General features: G+C 58.3%; 16 protein-coding genes. 10 read left to right on the top strand and 6 right to left on the bottom strand.

The genetic code is table 11. The features are described from left to right. The first annotated feature begins 128 nt into the window (after positions 1–128). The 3 genes from AC2FLO_RS08110 (at position 129) to AC2FLO_RS08120 (ending at position 2,786) form a co-directional block, all read left to right on the top strand. Positions 129–500 (top strand): helix-turn-helix domain-containing protein, encoded by a 372-nt coding sequence (locus AC2FLO_RS08110; protein WP_267365354.1) that lies wholly within the window; start codon positions 129–131, stop codon positions 498–500. 45 nt (positions 501–545) lie between these two features. Continuing rightward, positions 546–1,337: a histidinol-phosphatase gene (hisN, locus tag AC2FLO_RS08115; RefSeq protein WP_496752758.1), complete on the top strand. Its 792-nt coding sequence runs from the start codon at positions 546–548 to the stop codon at positions 1,335–1,337. A gap of 114 nt (positions 1,338–1,451) precedes the next feature. Next, complete coding sequence (locus AC2FLO_RS08120; RefSeq protein WP_496752757.1) at positions 1,452–2,786, top strand: 8-oxoguanine deaminase; 1,335 nt, start codon at positions 1,452–1,454, stop codon at positions 2,784–2,786. On the opposite strand, the gene guaD is transcribed toward AC2FLO_RS08120, so the two are convergent. Continuing rightward, positions 2,783–4,069 (bottom strand): guanine deaminase, encoded by a 1,287-nt coding sequence (guaD, locus tag AC2FLO_RS08125; RefSeq protein ID WP_496752756.1) that lies wholly within the window; start codon positions 4,067–4,069, stop codon positions 2,783–2,785. The two genes, AC2FLO_RS08120 and guaD, sit on opposite strands and share 4 nt — an antisense overlap. A 139-nt stretch (positions 4,070–4,208) precedes the next feature. Here guaD and mgtE point away from each other — a divergent pair, with 139 nt between their 5' ends. Both mgtE and AC2FLO_RS08135 read left to right on the top strand, forming a co-directional pair. Further along, positions 4,209–5,603, top strand: a complete 1,395-nt coding sequence (gene mgtE / locus AC2FLO_RS08130; protein WP_496752755.1) for a magnesium transporter — start codon at positions 4,209–4,211, stop codon at positions 5,601–5,603. Continuing rightward, the gene (locus tag AC2FLO_RS08135) at positions 5,600–6,157 is read left to right on the top strand and encodes a 5-formyltetrahydrofolate cyclo-ligase (protein ID WP_496752754.1); all 558 of its coding nucleotides are present in this window, start codon (positions 5,600–5,602) and stop codon (positions 6,155–6,157) included. Before mgtE ends, AC2FLO_RS08135 begins: the two co-directional genes overlap by 4 nt. 3 nt (positions 6,158–6,160) lie before the next feature. Here the strand turns inward: AC2FLO_RS08135 and AC2FLO_RS08140 are convergent, their stop codons facing one another. Beyond that, positions 6,161–6,388 (bottom strand): putative hemolysin, encoded by a 228-nt coding sequence (locus AC2FLO_RS08140; RefSeq protein ID WP_496769178.1) that lies wholly within the window; start codon positions 6,386–6,388, stop codon positions 6,161–6,163. Between the two features lie 130 nt (positions 6,389–6,518). Between AC2FLO_RS08140 and AC2FLO_RS08145 the strand changes: the two genes are divergently transcribed. The 3 genes from AC2FLO_RS08145 (at position 6,519) to AC2FLO_RS08155 (ending at position 10,034) form a co-directional block, all read left to right on the top strand. Then, positions 6,519–7,334, top strand: coding sequence for a TIGR00282 family metallophosphoesterase (locus tag AC2FLO_RS08145; protein WP_209504607.1), 816 nt, complete (start codon positions 6,519–6,521; stop codon positions 7,332–7,334). 87 nt (positions 7,335–7,421) lie between these two features. Further along, positions 7,422–9,200, top strand: coding sequence for an SLC13 family permease (locus AC2FLO_RS08150; protein WP_496752752.1), 1,779 nt, complete (start codon positions 7,422–7,424; stop codon positions 9,198–9,200). Positions 9,201–9,296: 96 nt separating this feature from the next. Further along, positions 9,297–10,034 carry a YbaY family lipoprotein gene (locus AC2FLO_RS08155; RefSeq protein ID WP_496752751.1) on the top strand — a complete coding sequence of 246 codons (738 nt, stop codon included), beginning with the start codon at positions 9,297–9,299 and terminating at the stop codon, positions 10,032–10,034. A 13-nt stretch (positions 10,035–10,047) separates the two neighbouring features. Here the strand turns inward: AC2FLO_RS08155 and AC2FLO_RS08160 are convergent, their stop codons facing one another. From AC2FLO_RS08160 to AC2FLO_RS08175, 4 genes are all read right to left on the bottom strand, one after another. Beyond that, positions 10,048–11,709, bottom strand: a complete 1,662-nt coding sequence (locus tag AC2FLO_RS08160) for an FAD-binding dehydrogenase (RefSeq protein ID WP_496752750.1) — start codon at positions 11,707–11,709, stop codon at positions 10,048–10,050. Positions 11,710–11,720: 11 nt separating this feature from the next. Beyond that, positions 11,721–11,846 carry a hypothetical protein gene (locus AC2FLO_RS08165; RefSeq protein ID WP_480557642.1) on the bottom strand — a complete coding sequence of 42 codons (126 nt, stop codon included), beginning with the start codon at positions 11,844–11,846 and terminating at the stop codon, positions 11,721–11,723. Positions 11,847–11,913: 67 nt separating this feature from the next. Next, positions 11,914–12,648, bottom strand: a complete 735-nt coding sequence (locus AC2FLO_RS08170) for a glutamine amidotransferase (protein WP_496752749.1) — start codon at positions 12,646–12,648, stop codon at positions 11,914–11,916. A gap of 16 nt (positions 12,649–12,664) precedes the next feature. Continuing rightward, positions 12,665–14,437, bottom strand: coding sequence for an SLC13 family permease (locus tag AC2FLO_RS08175; RefSeq protein WP_496752748.1), 1,773 nt, complete (start codon positions 14,435–14,437; stop codon positions 12,665–12,667). Between the two features lie 110 nt (positions 14,438–14,547). Here AC2FLO_RS08175 and AC2FLO_RS08180 point away from each other — a divergent pair, with 110 nt between their 5' ends. Then, positions 14,548–15,288, top strand: a complete 741-nt coding sequence (locus tag AC2FLO_RS08180; RefSeq protein ID WP_480481976.1) for a YebC/PmpR family DNA-binding transcriptional regulator — start codon at positions 14,548–14,550, stop codon at positions 15,286–15,288. A gap of 145 nt (positions 15,289–15,433) precedes the next feature. Beyond that, a complete protein-coding gene (locus AC2FLO_RS08185; protein ID WP_496752747.1) occupies positions 15,434–16,714 on the top strand; it encodes an MFS transporter in 1,281 nt (426 codons plus the stop codon). The last annotated feature ends 15 nt before the right edge of the window (positions 16,715–16,729 follow it).

Raw genomic sequence — 16,729 nt, forward strand, 5'->3', positions numbered from 1 at the left:
AAGCAGTGCTGGTAACGGGGGACGGCACAGTCCGGATTTGGGGGCGGTTAAGGAAGCCCCTATTGGTATTGCGATCTCGGACGTCGCACGATCCCGTACAAATGTGTGTGTAGTAGAGGAGAATACCAATGACTCATCACGTCGATGTCCATGTGGGCAAGCGCGTTCGGCATCGCCGCTGGCTGATTGGGATGACCCAGCAACAATTGGCGCAGCAAGTTGGTATCAAGTTTCAGCAAATCCAGAAATATGAGACCGGAGCCAACCGAATCAGCGCGTCCCGCCTGTGGGACATTGCCGAGGCATTGGACGTACCGGTCAGCTTCTTCTTTGAAGGTCTGGAAGAAGCCCAGAAAAGCAGCGCGGAAAAGAAATCTGTTCCAGCTGACCTGATGGGCGATAAAGAAGCCCTGGATCTAGTTCGCTCTTACTACGCAATTCCGGAAAACCAGCGCCGCCGCCTATTTGAACTTGCACGTGTCCTCAGCGACGTCGCCTGATCAGACCGGCTTGACTTTGTCAGGTAATGCACGCACCAGAGTGCCATGCATCCGGCGAGTTTAAACGACATTAAAATTGCAGAAGAAATGGCCGAAGCGGCACGCGCGGCCATTCTTCCTTTTTTCCGTCAGACCAATCTGGAAACTGCGAACAAGCTGACCGAAGGGTTTGACCCAGTCACCGTAGCGGATCGGGCCGCTGAAAAAGCCATGCGAGAAGTGCTGTCCCGGTTGCGCCCTGAAGATGGCGTATTGGGTGAAGAATACGGTGCGCACAAGGGCAGCAGTGGCCGAACCTGGGTTCTGGACCCCATCGACGGCACGCGCGGGTTTATCAGTGGCACACCAACCTGGGGCGTTCTGATCGCGCTCAGCACAGCAGACGGGCCGATCATGGGGGTGATTGATCAGCCCTACATTGGCGAACGCTTTGTCGGATCGACAGCTGGTGCGCACCTTACAGGGCCACAGGGCACCAGTAAGCTGCAAACACGGGGGACGAAATCTCTGGCACAGGCGACGCTGTTCACCACTTTTCCTGAAGTCGGCACCCCGGATGACCGGGCCGGGTTTCAGGCCGTGTCGGAGCAGGTGCAATTGACGCGTTATGGAATGGACTGCTACGCTTATGCCTTGTTGGCCGCAGGGCAAGCAGATCTGGTGATCGAAGCTGGGCTGAACGCGTATGACATTCAGGCCCCTATCGCGGTTATTCAGGCGGCAGGCGGAATTGTGACCGATTGGCAAGGCGGCCCGGCGCATGAGGGCGGTCGGGCATTGGCCGCAGCCAACGCAGAAATACATGCAGAGGCCCTTAAGATCCTGCGTCGATTCTGAAACCTGTTGTCGCAGATCCCGATGGCGGGTACATAATACCCGGTCGGTTCTTAAGCCCGTTTTCCGCCGACCTTCGCACTCCTTGCAAGAGACGGGCAGATGCAGGAGCGCGACATGACAGAAATCCTACTCAAAAACGCTGATCTGATCCTGACGATGGACGAGTCCCGGCAGGAGCTCCCCGCGGCGGACATTCTGATCCGCGACGGCCAGATCGCGGGGATCGGGCACGGATTGCAAACACAAGGCGAGGTTCACGATGTTTCGGGCTGTCTGGTGACACCCGGGTTTGTGAACACCCATCACCATCTTTACCAAACGTTGACCCGCGCGGTGCCGGGCGGGCAGGACGCATTGCTGTTCGGGTGGCTTCAAACACTTTATCCGATTTGGGAGAAGTTCGGACCGGACGAGATGTTCACCTCGGCCCAGATCGGTTTGGCAGAGCTGGCGCTGTCAGGCTGTACGCTCAGTTCTGATCACCTGTACCTCTATCCCAATGGTTCGCGGCTGGAGGACACGATTGCTGCCGCATCCGAGTTGGGGATGCGATTTCACCCGACACGTGGCGCGATGAGTATTGGTGAAAGCGATGGCGGCCTGCCTCCGGACAGTCTGGTGGAAGAAGAAACTGCCATTCTGGACGACATGATCCGCGTCGTGGATGCTTTTCACGATCCGTCAGAAGGGTCGATGTGCCGCGTAGGTCTTGCCCCGTGTTCACCGTTTTCCGTCAGCCGGGACCTGATGCGAGATGCAGCCCTTCTTGCACGGGACAAAGGCGTGATGTTGCATACACATCTGGCTGAAAACGATGAAGATATCGCCTATTCACAGGCTCAGTTCGGCTGTCGGCCCGGTCAATACGCCGAAGATCTGGGTTGGACCGGCCCGGATGTCTGGCACGCTCATTGCGTCAAGCTGGACGGGGCCGAGATTGATCTGTTTTCGCGCACCAAAACCGGCGTCGCTCATTGCCCATGTTCGAACTGCCGTCTGGGATCAGGCATCGCGCCGGTGCGGGCGATGCGCGATGCGGGGGTAAAGGTAGGCCTCGGCGCTGATGGCTCGGCCAGTAATGACAACGGTAATCTGATGCTTGAGGCCCGGCAGGCGCTGCTGTTGCAACGGGTGGTCAATGGGGCGGATGCGATGTCGGCCCGCGAAGCATTGGAGATTGCAACACGTGGCGGGGCCGATGTGCTGGGGCGTCCCGACTGCGGGCGGCTTATGCCGGGAAAACGCGCGGATGTCGCTGTCTGGGATATGCGCAGTATCGAATGCGCAGGCAGCTGGGACCCGGCAGCTCTGCTTCTGGCCGGTCCGATGCAAGTAAAGCACCTGTTTGTCGAAGGCCGCCAGATCGTGCGGGATGGGCATATCACGACGATTGACCTGCCCCGCGTGATTGAGCGTCAAAACAGTCTTGCCAAGGGGTTGCAGGCCTAAGCGGCCTGCCGCCCACCAATCCAGACCTCGGCCACAGCCCGATCATCACCCATCATGATGGTCGGGAAGATTGCCTCCCAAACATCGTTTGCACAAGCTTCGCGCTGGGCGATGGCCGGGGTCGAGGCGAGATCAATCACGACCAGATCCGCCTCCATTCCCGGAACAATGTTGCCGATGCAATCATCCATCCGCAGGCTGCGCGCCGACCCGACTGTACCCAGCCACAGCAATTGCGCCGGATGCAGGGGGCGCCCACGCAACTGACCGATTTCATAAGCGGCAGCCATGGTGCGAAGCATTGAAAAACTTGATCCGCCACCTGTATCTGTGGCCAGACCGATCCGGTGGCCATCGTGGATCAAGCCGTTCATGTCGAACAGACCCGACCCGATGAAGGTGTTCGAGGTGGGGCAGTGGATCAGCGACGCATCAACCTCGCGCAGACGATCGCGTTCCCGGTCTTCCAGATGGATGACATGCCCATAAAGTCCGTTCTGCCCCAGCAGCCCGAACTTTTCGTAAGTGTCCAGATAGTCCCACGCATCGGGGAACAGGGAGCGGACCCACTCGATTTCGTCTGTCTGCTCGCTCAGGTGGGTTTGCATCAGGCAATGGGGATGTTCCGCCCAAAGCGCGCCCATGGCCTCAAGCTGTTCAGGGGTGGACGTAGGTGAAAACCGGGGCGTGATGGCATAGGACAGGCGGTCGACACGGTGCCATTTCTCAAGCAGCGCGGCAGATTGGTCATAGGCGGTCTGGGCTGTGTCACGCAGACCTTCAGGCGCATTGCGATCCATGCAGGTCTTGCCCGCGACCACGCGCTGTCCCCGTTGTTGCGCGGCAGTGAAAAAGGCATCCACGCTTTCGGGGTGGATGGTGCAAAAACTGCACATCGTCGTGGTGCCATGGGCGGCAGTCAGATCCAGATAACGGTTGGCGATTTCAGAGGCGTATTCAGGATCACCAAACTTCATCTCTTCGGGGAAGGTGTAGGTGTTCAGCCAGTCGATCAACCGCTTACCCCAACTGGCAATCATGGCCGTCTGTGGGTAGTGCACATGCGGGTCAACGAAACCTGCAATGATCAGGTGATTGCCATGGTCCTTGATGACGGCATCAGGGTGACGCCGCATCAGCGCATCAGACGCGCCGACATCAGCAACGCGTCCTTTGTCAATCACGACAGCTTCGTCCAGTCGGGTCGCTTCGGTTGGCTCTCCGTTAAAGGGTGAGCCTGTGAAACTCAGAACGCGCCCTTTCAAAAGCGTCTTTTGCGCCATTTGCCCTGTTCTCCACCTGTTTGGGACCGCGCTGTAGCATAGGCAGACGAAAGAAGTGGGTAAATCGGCGCATTGTCATTGTTTTCTGGTAGCTGCTTCTTCTATTTAGAGGCCAATCGCCGAAAGAAGGGGGCAGCGCATGACGACAGGCAGTGATCAAGCCGAACACGATCTGCCCCAGGACGATGACGCGTATGCGCTGGATCGCCGGACAGTGGCGGCGATCCTATACGCCGTCGATGTGGATGATCGCGACAAGCTGATTGAGCTGATGGAGCCACTGCACGCGGCTGATATCGCTGACCTACTGGAGCAGATCAATCCTTATGACCGGGCGCGGCTGATCCGGCTTTATGACAAGGAATTTGACGGCGACATCCTGTCTGAACTGGACGAAGCGGTCCGCGAGGAAATCATCGCCGTCCTGACCCCCGAGGTTCTGGCGGAAGCCGTGCGCGAGATGGAAAGCGACGACGTCGTTGACCTTCTGGAAGATCTTGAGGAACCGCAGCAGGAAGCCATTCTGGGCGCGCTCGAAGATTCCGAGCGGCTAGCGGCGCAACAGGCGCTTGCTTACCCCGAGAGTTCGGCTGGTCGTTTGATGCAGCGTGAGGTCGTCATGGCGCCCGAGCATTGGACCGTCGGTCAGGCCATCGACTTCATGCGTGCCAATGACGATCTGCCCGAGCAGTTCTATCATGTTGTTCTGGTCGATCCGCGCCTGAAACCAACAGCGCAGGTGACATTGGGCAAGCTGATGGCGTCCCGTCGTGAGGTGCCGTTGCGCGATCTGGCGGAAGAGGAGTTTCACATCATCCCCGTTGATCAGGACGAGGAGGACGTGGCTTACGCCTTCAACCAGTATCACCTGATCTCGGCCCCTGTGGTGGATGCCGATGGGCGTCTGGTTGGTGTGATCACCATCGATGACGCGATGGTCGTTCTGGATGAAGAGCACGAAGAAGACATCCTGCGCCTTGCCGGTGTGAGCGACGAAAGCTCTCTGTCCGACAGTGTCGCGGCGACCAGTCGGCGACGGTTGCCCTGGCTGGCGGTAAACCTGTGCACGGCAATCTGTGCTTCGTTGGTAATCTCGCAATTTGCGGCGGCAATTGACCAGCTTGTCGCGCTGGCCATCCTGATGCCGATTGTTGCATCCATGGGGGGCAATGCGGGTACTCAGTCGCTGACCGTTGCAGTGCGCGCACTGGCGACGCGCGATCTGACCAATTCAAACGTGATGCGCGTTATCAGGCGGGAACTGCTGGTGGGCATGTTGAACGGGCTCTGTTTTGCCATTGTACTGGGGACCGTGGGGATGCTGTGGTTCGGTTCACCTTGGCTGGGTGTCGTGATTGGGTCAGCCTTGGTCGTGAACATGATCATCGCGGGCTTTGCAGGTACGGTAGTACCGGTAGTGCTGGATCGTCTGGGAATTGACCCGGCTCTGGCGTCAGGAACCTTTGTGACAACCACAACCGATGTCATGGGATTCTTCATCTTTCTTGGGCTTGCCAGTGTGGTGCTATTGTGACCGATCTGACTGAAATCAAAGCAGCTGCACGCAAAGCGGCATTTGCGCGCCGCAAGGTCGCGTTCGACACGCGTGTTCCCGGTGCAGCCGGACGTTTGTCCGAGGTTCTGGCGGGTTATCGCGGTGTGCCCTTGTCAGGCTACATGCCGATCCGGACCGAGATCGACCCGGTATCCGCCATGGCTGAAGCTTCGGCTTATGGGCCTGTTGGTGTTCCAGTGATCCAAGCCGCTGGAAAACCGCTGAAATTTTCGCGCTGGACGCCAGAAGGACCGCTGAAAGATGGCCCATTCGGTGCCAGAGTGCCCGAGGTCGATGATTATTTCGACCCCGAGATCCTGATCGTGCCGCTGGTGGCTTTTGATGACAACGGCGGGCGTCTGGGATATGGCGGTGGATTTTATGATCGCACGCTGGAAGGATTGCGAGGCAAGCGCGCGACACTGGCGATCGGTTTCGCTTTTGACGCGCAAGAGGCGCAGGATCTGCCACTGGAGCCGACCGATCAGCCGCTGGACATGGTTGTCACGGAAAGCCGGGTGCTGACGTTCTAGCTGCTACTGTTCGAAATGGCTGCGCAAGTAATCCCAGGCATCCACTTCCGTGCCGTCCTTCAGGATGCAGACACCAAAGACGCTTCCGTCTTCGTTCTTCCGAAGTTGGTAAACTCCATCATTCTCGACGCAAAAGGTTGCCGCGGGATTGGGCATGGATGTCTTTGTGCCTTGCGCCATAACGCCCGAAGCGACCACAAGGCCGAATGTCAATATTGCCAATAACTTCACAACATGTCCTTTTGATATAAGCGCATGGCTAAGACTTTGCCACGCCTGCAAGCAATTTCAAGTTCGGGCTCAACTTAAATTTCACGGTTCCGCCTTGTTATTGCCCAGCACAGCCCCTACGACCCGGATCATGAGGATTTTGTTTCTTGGTGATGTCATGGGGCGTGCGGGGCGCGCGGCCGTTCAGCAGCATTTGCCGCGCCTGCGCGATGAATGGCGGCTGGATTTCGTTGTGGTCAATGGCGAAAACGCGTCGAACGGCATGGGGTTGAGCGGCGATCACGCCAAGCTGCTGCTGGATGCCGGTGCAGATTGCCTGACATTGGGCGACCATGCGTTCGACCAGAAGGACATGCTGCAATATATCGAGAAAGAACAGCGCATCGTGCGCCCGGTGAACTATGCCAAGGGCGCGCCGGGGCGGGGGCACCGGCTGTTCAACGCACCCGGAGGGCGCAAGGTTCTGGTGGTGCAGGTGTTGGGGCAGGTCTTTATGAAACGGCCATTCGACGACCCGTTCTCGGCCATAGAGCCCATCCTGAAATCGCACCCCAGGGGCGGGCAGGCACAAGCCATCATTGTCGATATGCATTGTGAGGCGACGTCCGAGAAGATGGCCATGGGTCACTATTGCGACAAGCGCGCCAGCCTTGTGGTGGGCACACATACCCATGTACCGACAGCGGATTCGCAGATTCTGCCGGGCGGCACAGGCTATCTGACGGATGCGGGCATGTGCGGCGACTATGACTCGGTCATTGGTATGGACAAGCAGGAACCGATGCGCCGGTTCATAACCGGGATGCCCAAGACCCGGTTTACCCCTGCCAATGGCGAGGCCACGCTGAGCGGAGTGTTCGTCGAAACGGATGATCGCGACGGTCAGGCCAAATCTGTTCGCATGGTGCGCGTTGGTGGGCGTTTGGAACAAGCCGGGCCTGATTAACGAACGTCGGGCTTGCCCTGCCACGCGCAATGCGTGAAACTGCATGTCATCAGGCGCTTGGGCCAGGGTTCGGACAGAATACCACGAATGAATTTCCTTTCACTGACAGAGACGGGCAGCGCAATTCTGGCGCTGCTGATTGTTGCGAGCATGTTCGTCATGTTCCTGCGCGAGGTTTATCCGACCGAGGTCGTGGCCATCGGCGGTGTCTCACTGATGCTGGTCACAGGGATATTGCCCTATCAAAGCGCGCTGGCGGTCTTGTCCAATCCCGCGCCCTGGACGATTGGGGCGATGTTCATCATCATGGGGGCCTTGGTGCGGACCGGGGCCTTGGACGCCTTCACGTCGACCGCGCAAAGGCAGGCGCAGGTCAACCCGCGCATTGCCATCGGATTGCTGATGGGGTTTGTCGTTCTGGCCTCGGCTTTTGTGTCTAACACGCCCGTTGTTGTGGTCATGATCCCGGTCTTTGTTCAGATCGCCCGTACGCTGAATGTACCCGCGTCAAAACTTCTAATTCCGCTCAGCTATGCCGCCATTCTTGGCGGGACACTGACATTGATCGGAACGTCCACCAACCTGCTGGTGGATGGTGTGGCCCGCGCGCAGGGGATGAAAGCCTTTTCGATATTCGAGGTCACGCCGCTGGGAATTGCACTGGTGATCTACGGCATGATCTATCTGCGCTTCATCGCCCCCAGATTACTGCCCGAGCGGGACAGCATGGCCTCGCTGCTCAGCGACCGGTCCAGAATGAAGTTTTTCACCGAAGCGGTCATTCCGCCCGACAGCAACCTGATCGGGCGTGAAGTGACCGGTGTTCAGTTGTTCAAACGTCCCGGCGTGCGTCTGATCGACGTGGTCCGGGGCGATGAATCGCTGCGGCGCAATCTGAAGGGCGTTGAATTGCAGGTCGGTGACCGCGTGGTCCTGCGGACCGAGATGACCGAACTTCTGAGCCTTCAGACCAACAAAGAGCTCAAGCGCGTGGATCAGGTTTCCGCTGTCGAGACCAAGACAGTCGAGGTTCTGATCACACCCGGATGCCGGATGGTGGGGCGGACATTGGGAATGCTGCGGTTGCGGCGCCGGTATGGTGTCTATGTTCTGGCCGTTCACCGCCGCAATCAGAGTATTGGTCGTCAGTTGGATGATCTGGTGGTGCGGGTAGGGGATACACTACTGCTGGAGGGCGCCCCGGCAGATATCCAGCGCCTTGCGGCGGACATGGATATGGTGGATGTCAGCCAGCCTTCTGCACGCGCCTTCCGTCGCAGCCATGCGCCAATTGCAATTGGCGCGCTGGTCGGGATCGTCGTCCTTGCAGCGCTGGGTGTCGCGCCGATCCTGCTGTTGTCGATTGTGGCCGTAGCCGTGGTTCTTCTGACCCGCTGCATCGACGCGGACGAGGCGTTCTCCTTTGTCGAAGGTCGCCTGTTGGCGCTGATCTTCGCGATGCTCGCCATCGGTGCGTCACTGGACAGCTCTGGCGCGGTTTCACTGATTGTCGAGGCCGTGGCGCCGGGACTAAGCGCTCTGCCGCCCTTCCTGATCATCTGGGCGATCTACCTGCTGACCTCGGTGCTGACCGAACTGGTCTCCAACAATGCGGTCGCGGTTGTGGTCACGCCAATAGCCATTGGACTGGCCCAGGCCGTCGGAATGGACCCGCGCCCGTTGGTGGTTGCCGTTATGGTCGCGGCTTCGGCGTCCTTTGCAACACCGATCGGATACCAGACCAACATGATGGTCTACGGCCCTGGCGGCTACAGGTTCACCGATTTCATGAAGGTGGGTGTTCCGCTAAATCTGACAGTCGGATTGCTGGCATCCCTGCTTATTCCGTTGATCTGGCCTTTGTGATTTCGGCGCAGAATTGCCACTTTGTCGAAGCACATCTTGCAAAGACCCAAGGGCACACGATCTTTTGCGAAGAGGGTTTGCAAAAGGAATTGACCTATGCAGCAATTAAGTCGCGCAATATGGGTGGGTGCAGCAACTTGGGCAGCGTTAAGCGGTGTCGCCATTGCTGGTGCAGTTGAAGGGACCGCCACATACCGAGAGCGCATTGCACTGCCACCGGACGCAACCCTTTATGTCGAGCTTCAGGATATCTCGCTGGCCGATGCTCCCGCTGTCACGCTTGCCGCGCAACGGTATGCGCTGAGTGGGGTGCCCGCGCAGTTCAAATTGACCTATGACGATGCACTGATCATGGATGCTCATCGCTATAGCGTTCGGGCATCTGTGATGCAGGGGCAAAACCTGCTGTTCACCACAGATACCGTTTACCCCGTTCTGACGAATGGGGCAGAAAATGCCGCTGATCTTCTGTTGGTTCAGGTCCAGGGGCAGGGGGCGGAAGCGCTGGACAACACCCAATGGGCCGCCTCGGGCCTGAATGGTGCGCCTGTCGAATCCGAGAAACGCCCCGAGCTTGTCTTTGGTCAGGATGGGGTTTTTTCAGGAAGCAGCGGCTGCAACCGGTTCAGCGGTCAGGCCGAGATTTCCGGTAATCGCATTGCGTTTCCAGACAACATGGCGGCAACACTCATGGCGTGCCCGCCCCCGCTGGACGCGGTTGAGCGGCAATTCCTGCAAGCCTTGCAGAACGTCACGACATTCGCGATGGAGGGCAACGCTCTGGCTCTGCTAGATGCGCAGGGCCAACCGGTGATCAAACTGGTGCGCAAGTAACAGGGAAAGTGCGTCAGGCGACGGCCCTTGAACGCCCGGCATTGCGACCGGAAAAGATGCAGCCGCCCAGGAATGTGCCCTCCAGCGCGTTGTAGCCGTGATAGCCGCCACCGCCGAATCCGGCGACTTCGCCAGCAGCGAACAGGCCCGGTACGACATTGCCGTCTGATCCAATCATCTGACTGTCCAGATTGGTCTGCAACCCACCCAGAGATTTGCGTGTCAGAATATGCAGCTTGACGGCAATCAGCGGGCCGTTGGCCGAATCCAGAAACTTGTGCGGTTTGGCTGTGCGGATCAGTTTATCTCCGCGGTAATTGCGCGCGGCAAGGATCGCCATCATCTGCGCATCTTTCGAAAAGGGGTTGTCGACCTGCGAATCCCGGGCTTCGATCTGGGCACGCAGATGAGCCTCGTCTATCGGAGTGTCGCCCAGATGGTTCATGCCATTGACCAGTTCGGTCAGCGTGTTGGCGACAACAAAATCCTCACCTTTTTCCTTGAACGCCTCAACCGGGGCAGTTGCGCTGGAACCTGACAGAATGCGTTGGCGGATAACCTCTTTCCAGCTGCCCGAAGTGAAGTCGGGGTTTTGTTCCGACCCGGACAGCGCAAATTCCTTTTTGATCACCTTCTGGGTCAGAACAAACCAGCTGTATTCATACCCGGTTTTCAGAATCTCACGCAGTGTCCCCAATGTGTCGAACCCCGGCAGGCACGGCGGAGCAAGGCGGTTACCTCTGGCGTCAAACCACATTGAGCTTGGGCCGGGCAGGATACGAATGCCGTGGGCGGGCCAGATCGGGTCCCAGTTGCGCACGCCTTCGGTGTAGTGCCACATCCGATCACCATTGATGACATGGCCCCCCGCTTTTTCGCTGATTGCGATCATGCGGCCATCGACGTGAAAGGGCACCCCTGCAACCATATCTTTTGGTGGCTCACCCAAACGGTCCCGGGGCCAATTTTGACGCACCATATCAAAATTGCCACCAATACCGCCGGACGTGACGATGATCGACGGGGCATAAACTTCGAACTCGCCAACCTCATCACGGTTGGTTTTGCCGCCGCGCCGGGAGGTGTCATCGGCCAGAATTTCTCCGGAAACACCTTTGGCGGTTCCGTTCTGCATGATGATATGGCTGACCTGGTGGCGGAACTTCATCTGGATCAACCCGGCGCTGACATGGTCGCGGACGCGTCGGATAAAATGTTCCAGAACGCCGGGGCCGGTGCCCCATGTGATATGAAAGCGCGGTACCGAGTTGCCATGCCCCGTCGCATAAGACCCGCCACGTTCGGCCCAACCAACGACCGGAAACCAGCGCAAGCCCATCTCGTGCAGCCATGGGCGCATCTCGCCAGCCGCAAACTCGATATAGGCTTCGGCCCATTTGCGGGGCCACGCGTCTTCGTCACGGTCAAACTGTGCGCTGCCCATCCAGTCGCGCAGCGCCAACTCGTGGCTGTCGCGTATACCCATGCGGCGCTGTTCGGGGGTGTCGACCATGAACAGTCCGCCAAGGCTCCAGAACGCCTGACCACCCAGAAAGCTTTCGGGTTCCTGATCGACAATGATCACCTTCTTGCCCCGGTCGCCCAGTTCCGCCGCAGCGGCCAGCCCGGCCAACCCGGAACCGACGATAATCGCATCTGCAGTATTGTTTGTCATGAACACTCCTTTCAGCGGCGGCGGAACAATGCGGTGAACGGCAGATCCACGGCAGGCAATATGATGCCAAAGATGGCCGAAAGCAGTGCCAGCAAAACAAGGCGGCCGGCAATGGCAACCTGATGATCCGCAATCATCCCCTCGCAAAGTTGAGTCAGATCAGCCTAAGCGAGGCGGAATGGCGCAGGCAACCGCGCCGTTGGGTCACTCGTATCGCTGGACGAAACGGCGCAGGATTTCGCCGGGCTGCGTAACCTCTGCCGAATGGCAGTGGTCGATCAGTTTCTGCGCGTCTTCGGGCGGGAAGTAACCGTGGTTCCTGTAGATGTTGATGCGCTGTTCAAAGTCTTTGGCATCGGCTTCCGGATGGAACTGAGTGGCATAGACGTTCCGGCCCCAGCGGATCATCTGAAACGGGCAGGGGTCGGACGCAACAAGGTGAACGCAGCCCTCAGGCAAGGCTTGAACCGCTTCTTTGTGGCCAACAAACGCATCAAAGGTGGCGTCCAATTCTGCGGTCAATGGGTCTTGTTGTCCTTCGGGGGTCAGGCGGCACCTGGACGGTCCCACAGGCTCGCCATACCGGGCTTTGCTGACGTTGCCATCCAAATGTACCGCCAGAATACCAAGGCCATAGCAGCACCCCATGAAGGGATGATCCTGCGCGGTAATCTGCGGCATCAAACCCAGGATTGCGGCTTCGATCCGCGCATCCGTCGCGGATTTGGTTGCGGGGTCATCACTGACGCATCCCGGCCCACCGCCTACAATTACCCCCGCATAGTCCGCGACTTTCAGCCCTTCTGGCAGGTCTTCGCGATCCAGACGGATGCGATGCGTGCGTTCGGGCGACAACCCGCTGCGGTTCAGGATCGAAGCAAATTCTGCGTCGGAGGCATCCGTTTCCGGGCGCAGTTGCAGGATCAAAAAGCGTTTCATGATCAGCCTTTACCCGTCACAGCGGCCAAAAGACAAGGATGGCGGGGACGGAAACCGCGATGATCAGAGCCTCCAGCGGCAGGCCCATGCGCCAGTAGTCGCCAAAATGATAGCCGCCGGGGCCCAGAACCAGCGTGTTGTTCTTGTGACCGATAGGCGTCAGGAACGCAGCCGAAGCCGCAACGGCAACGGTCATCAGGAAAGGGTCGGGCGACACCCCGAGCGTTTGGGCCATCTGGATGCCCACCGGTGCCGCGACGATGGCGGTGGCGGTGTTGTTCAGTACATCCGACAAGGTCATCGTCACGACCATCAGTACCGTCAGGATCGCCCATGCAGGCAGACCGTCGGTCAGCTGAATCAGCGCATTGGCAATCAGCTCGGTGCCGCCGGATGTTTCCAAAGCGCTGCCCAGTGGGATCATCGAACCCAGCAGCACGACAACGGGCCATTCGATGTGGTTATAGATCTCCGTGATTGGCATGACTTTGGTCAGCACATAGGCAATGACGACAAGCCCCAATGCGACGGGAAGGTAAATCAACCCAACACTGGCTGCGAAGACGGCAGCGGCAAACAGACCGATGGCCAACCAGGCCTTGTCGTTTGCCGTCACGTTCAATCCGCGTTCGGCCAGTGGCAGACACCCCAGCCAATCGGTCACATCAGCGCTGCGATCACGAGGGCAAAGCAGCAGAAGGATGTCTCCCGGTTGAACCTCGGTCTTGCGAACCTGTTCGGTGATCTGACGACCCTTACGCGAGATGCCCAGCAGGACGGTACTTTGGCGCCAGGCCAACCCGATACCCTGCGCAGTACGGCCGGTTATGCGCGCGCTTTCGGGAACGACCACTTCGATTACTTCCAGACCTTCGCCTTCAGCCGTCAGCAGCTCCTGCCGTCGCGTGTCCGAGAAATCCAGTTTCAGCGCAGAACGGAATTCGTCCAGTGCTTCGGGGCGTGCTTCCAGCACCAGCGCGTCGCCGTCGTTCAATGTGGCATGGGTTGACCGGCCATATCGCCGTTTCCCATCCCGGATCAGGCCGATGATAGCCACGTCGGATTTTTCGGCCGTTTCATAAAGTTCGCTGACCCGTTTACCGATATGGGCAGAGCCCGGCGGGATCGTCAGTTCGGCAATGTATTCGGCCAGCACCTCGGATGTTTCTTGTTGCACGCCGCGATTGGGGATCAATCGCCATCCGATCAGCGCGACAAATGCCAGACCGGCAATCGCTGCAATTCCACCAACAGGGGCGAAATCGAACATGTGAAACGGCTCGCCCAGCGTTTCCTGCCGGATCGAAGCGATGATGATATTCGGCGGGGTGCCGATCAGGGTGACCATGCCCCCCAGAATGGTAGCAAAGCTCAGCGGCATCAGGGACAGGCCGGGGGGCCGACCCGCTTTGCGCGCGGTCTGAATATCCACGGGCATCAGCAGGGCAAGCGCCGCGACATTGTTCATGAAGGCCGACAGAATCGCACTGATCCCGCCCATCAGGGCGATATGTGCGCCCAGCCCCCGTGACGCATCAACCAGAGTGCGGGTGATCAGAAAGACCGCACCCGACCTGACCAAGCCTGCAGAGACCACAAGCACCAGCGCGACGATAATGGTCGCCGGGTGGCCAAAGCCCGCAAAGGCGCCACCCACCGGCACAACACCCAGCATGACGCCGAACATAAGCGCGGCAAAAGCCACAAGGTCGTATCGAAACCGACCCCAAAGCAGCATTCCGAAGACAGTGATGAAAAGGGCAAAAAGTATGATCTGATCTGTCGTCATGCCGTCACCATACAAGGCGGAGAGGTCGTCGCAAGCCGCTCTCTTGATCCTGCCCCCCGCAAACGTCTATATGAGCGCCGAACACGCAAACATGATGACGAGGACGCAATATGGCAGGCCACTCCAAATGGGCCAACATCCAGCACCGCAAGGGGCGTCAGGACGCCGCGCGGTCCAAACTGTTTTCCAAACTGTCGAAAGAGATCACCGTGGCCGCCAAGATGGGCGACCCCGATCCCGACAAGAACCCGCGCCTGCGTCTGGCGGTGAAAGAAGCCAAGTCGAACTCGGTCCCCAAGGACGTGATCGACCGCGCGATCAAGAAATCACAAGCGGGTGAAGGCGACGATTACGAAGAAATCCGCTATGAGGGCTATGGGCCCAATGGTGTTGCGGTAATTGTCGAAACCATGACCGACAACCGCAACCGGACCGCATCGACCGTTCGTTCCACGTTCTCGAAGAACGGTGGCAATCTGGGCGAGACCGGCTCGGTTGGGTTCATGTTTGACCGCAAGGGTGAGGTCATTTACCCGGCAGATGCTGGCGATGCCGACACGATTTTTGAGGCCGCCATTGAGGCCGGAGCCGAAGACGTCGAAAGCTCGGAAGACGGTCACATCATCTGGTGCGCGGATACCGATCTGAACGATGTCTCCTCTGCATTGGAAACCGCGCTTGGAGAATCAGAATCCACCAAGTTGGTCTGGAAACCGACCACAACGACGGAACTGGGCCTTGAGGACATGCAAAAGCTGATGAAGCTGGTCGATGCGCTGGAAGACGATGACGATGTGCAGCGTGTCACGACCAACTTCGAAGCCACCGATGAGGTCATGGCGCAGCTTTAAGCTGACCCATACCAGCTCATTGAAACCCGGTCGCAACGGCCGGGTTTTTTGGTTTTTGATGGTTTTATTGAATTATTGGCTGAAACAGTCGATGCGCCTAGGCTGAAAGTGGCGGAAATCCAGGAAACACGAAGACACAGTACTAATGACATCCGAAACTTCCGATCGAACCAAGCGCAACGTGCCCGTCCTAGCCGGGCAAAGTATCCTGTCTCAGGTCGCGTGGACGCTCGGCAGCCCGTCGGTTGTTTTACCTTTTCTAGCCGTTTCCTTCGAGTTGCCGATGTTTGTGGCGGGGGCGCTGGTGTCGGTGCGGATGGTCGGTTGCTTGATTGCGGATTTCTTTCTCGCACAACCCGTTGCGGCAAGAAGCAAGAAGAAACGTGCGATTGCGTTGACCGAAGCGGTCATTGGCGCCTGTCTGGTTCTGGCAATCGCTGCGGCCGCAACCGGGGCTGTCCCATTGATCGCGGTGGTTTTCCTGTCTGTGTTTTTGGTGATCGGGCTTGTCAGCGAAGTGCAGACCCTGATGCTTACGGATCTGCTCGGGGACCACGTTCAGGCGCGTTCGCGCATGGTCATGCAATACCTGCAGCTTGGTGCCGGGGGGCTATGTGCCATTGGCCTTGCGTTGCTGGTGCATCAGATCACCAAGGATAATCCACCCTTTTCGCGCCATTCAGTCATGATTGGCGTTTCGGTTTTATTCTTCCTTCTGTCGGGTCTGTTCATGCTGGCGATGACGGAAACCGTGCGTGAGGGTGCACCGACGACGCCGCAGAAGTCCGAAAGGGGCATTTCGATTAAGGCGAATATCAAGGGTATTCTGGACATGTTCGAATACCAGTGGTTCCGGCGGTATATGATCATGCGTCTGCCCTTGGTTGCTGTGTCGCTGTCTGTTCCGTTCTTCGCGCTCATCGCAGCCGAAGCGCATCACAGCTCGACACAGGGATTGACCGCGATGATCGTTTCTTCCGCTTCGGGATACCTTGTATCGGGTCCTCTGTGGCAAATCATCAACATGAAATCCCATCGTGCGGTCATGGTGGTCGGGACATTGATGGTCGCCGCAACAGGCAGTGTCCTTTTGGTGTTCCACTATTTGGGCATCGACCATCAGGTTCACTTGCATGCAATTGCGCTGTTCATTGTCACCGTTGCGGTGACCGGGATCAGCAGTGCGCGTAAGCTCTATTTTCTGGATGTGGCACCCAAAGAGCAGCGGGTACGGGGATCGGCGGCGGTCAAGGCGTTCGCGCGTTTAACCGCGGTGTTGTTGTCTGCGGGCCTTGCCGCTGTCGCCCATATGCACGAGGTCGCAATGGCCGTCGCATTCATCGTCGTCGCCAGTCTGGTGTCCTGTATAAACTGCTACCGCATGATGCAACCAGAACGGAAAAAGGCGGAACAGCCCTCGAATTGAGTTTTCGGCGAGCGT

The sequence above is a fragment of the Ruegeria sp. TASC047 genome (genome assembly GCF_059612445.1).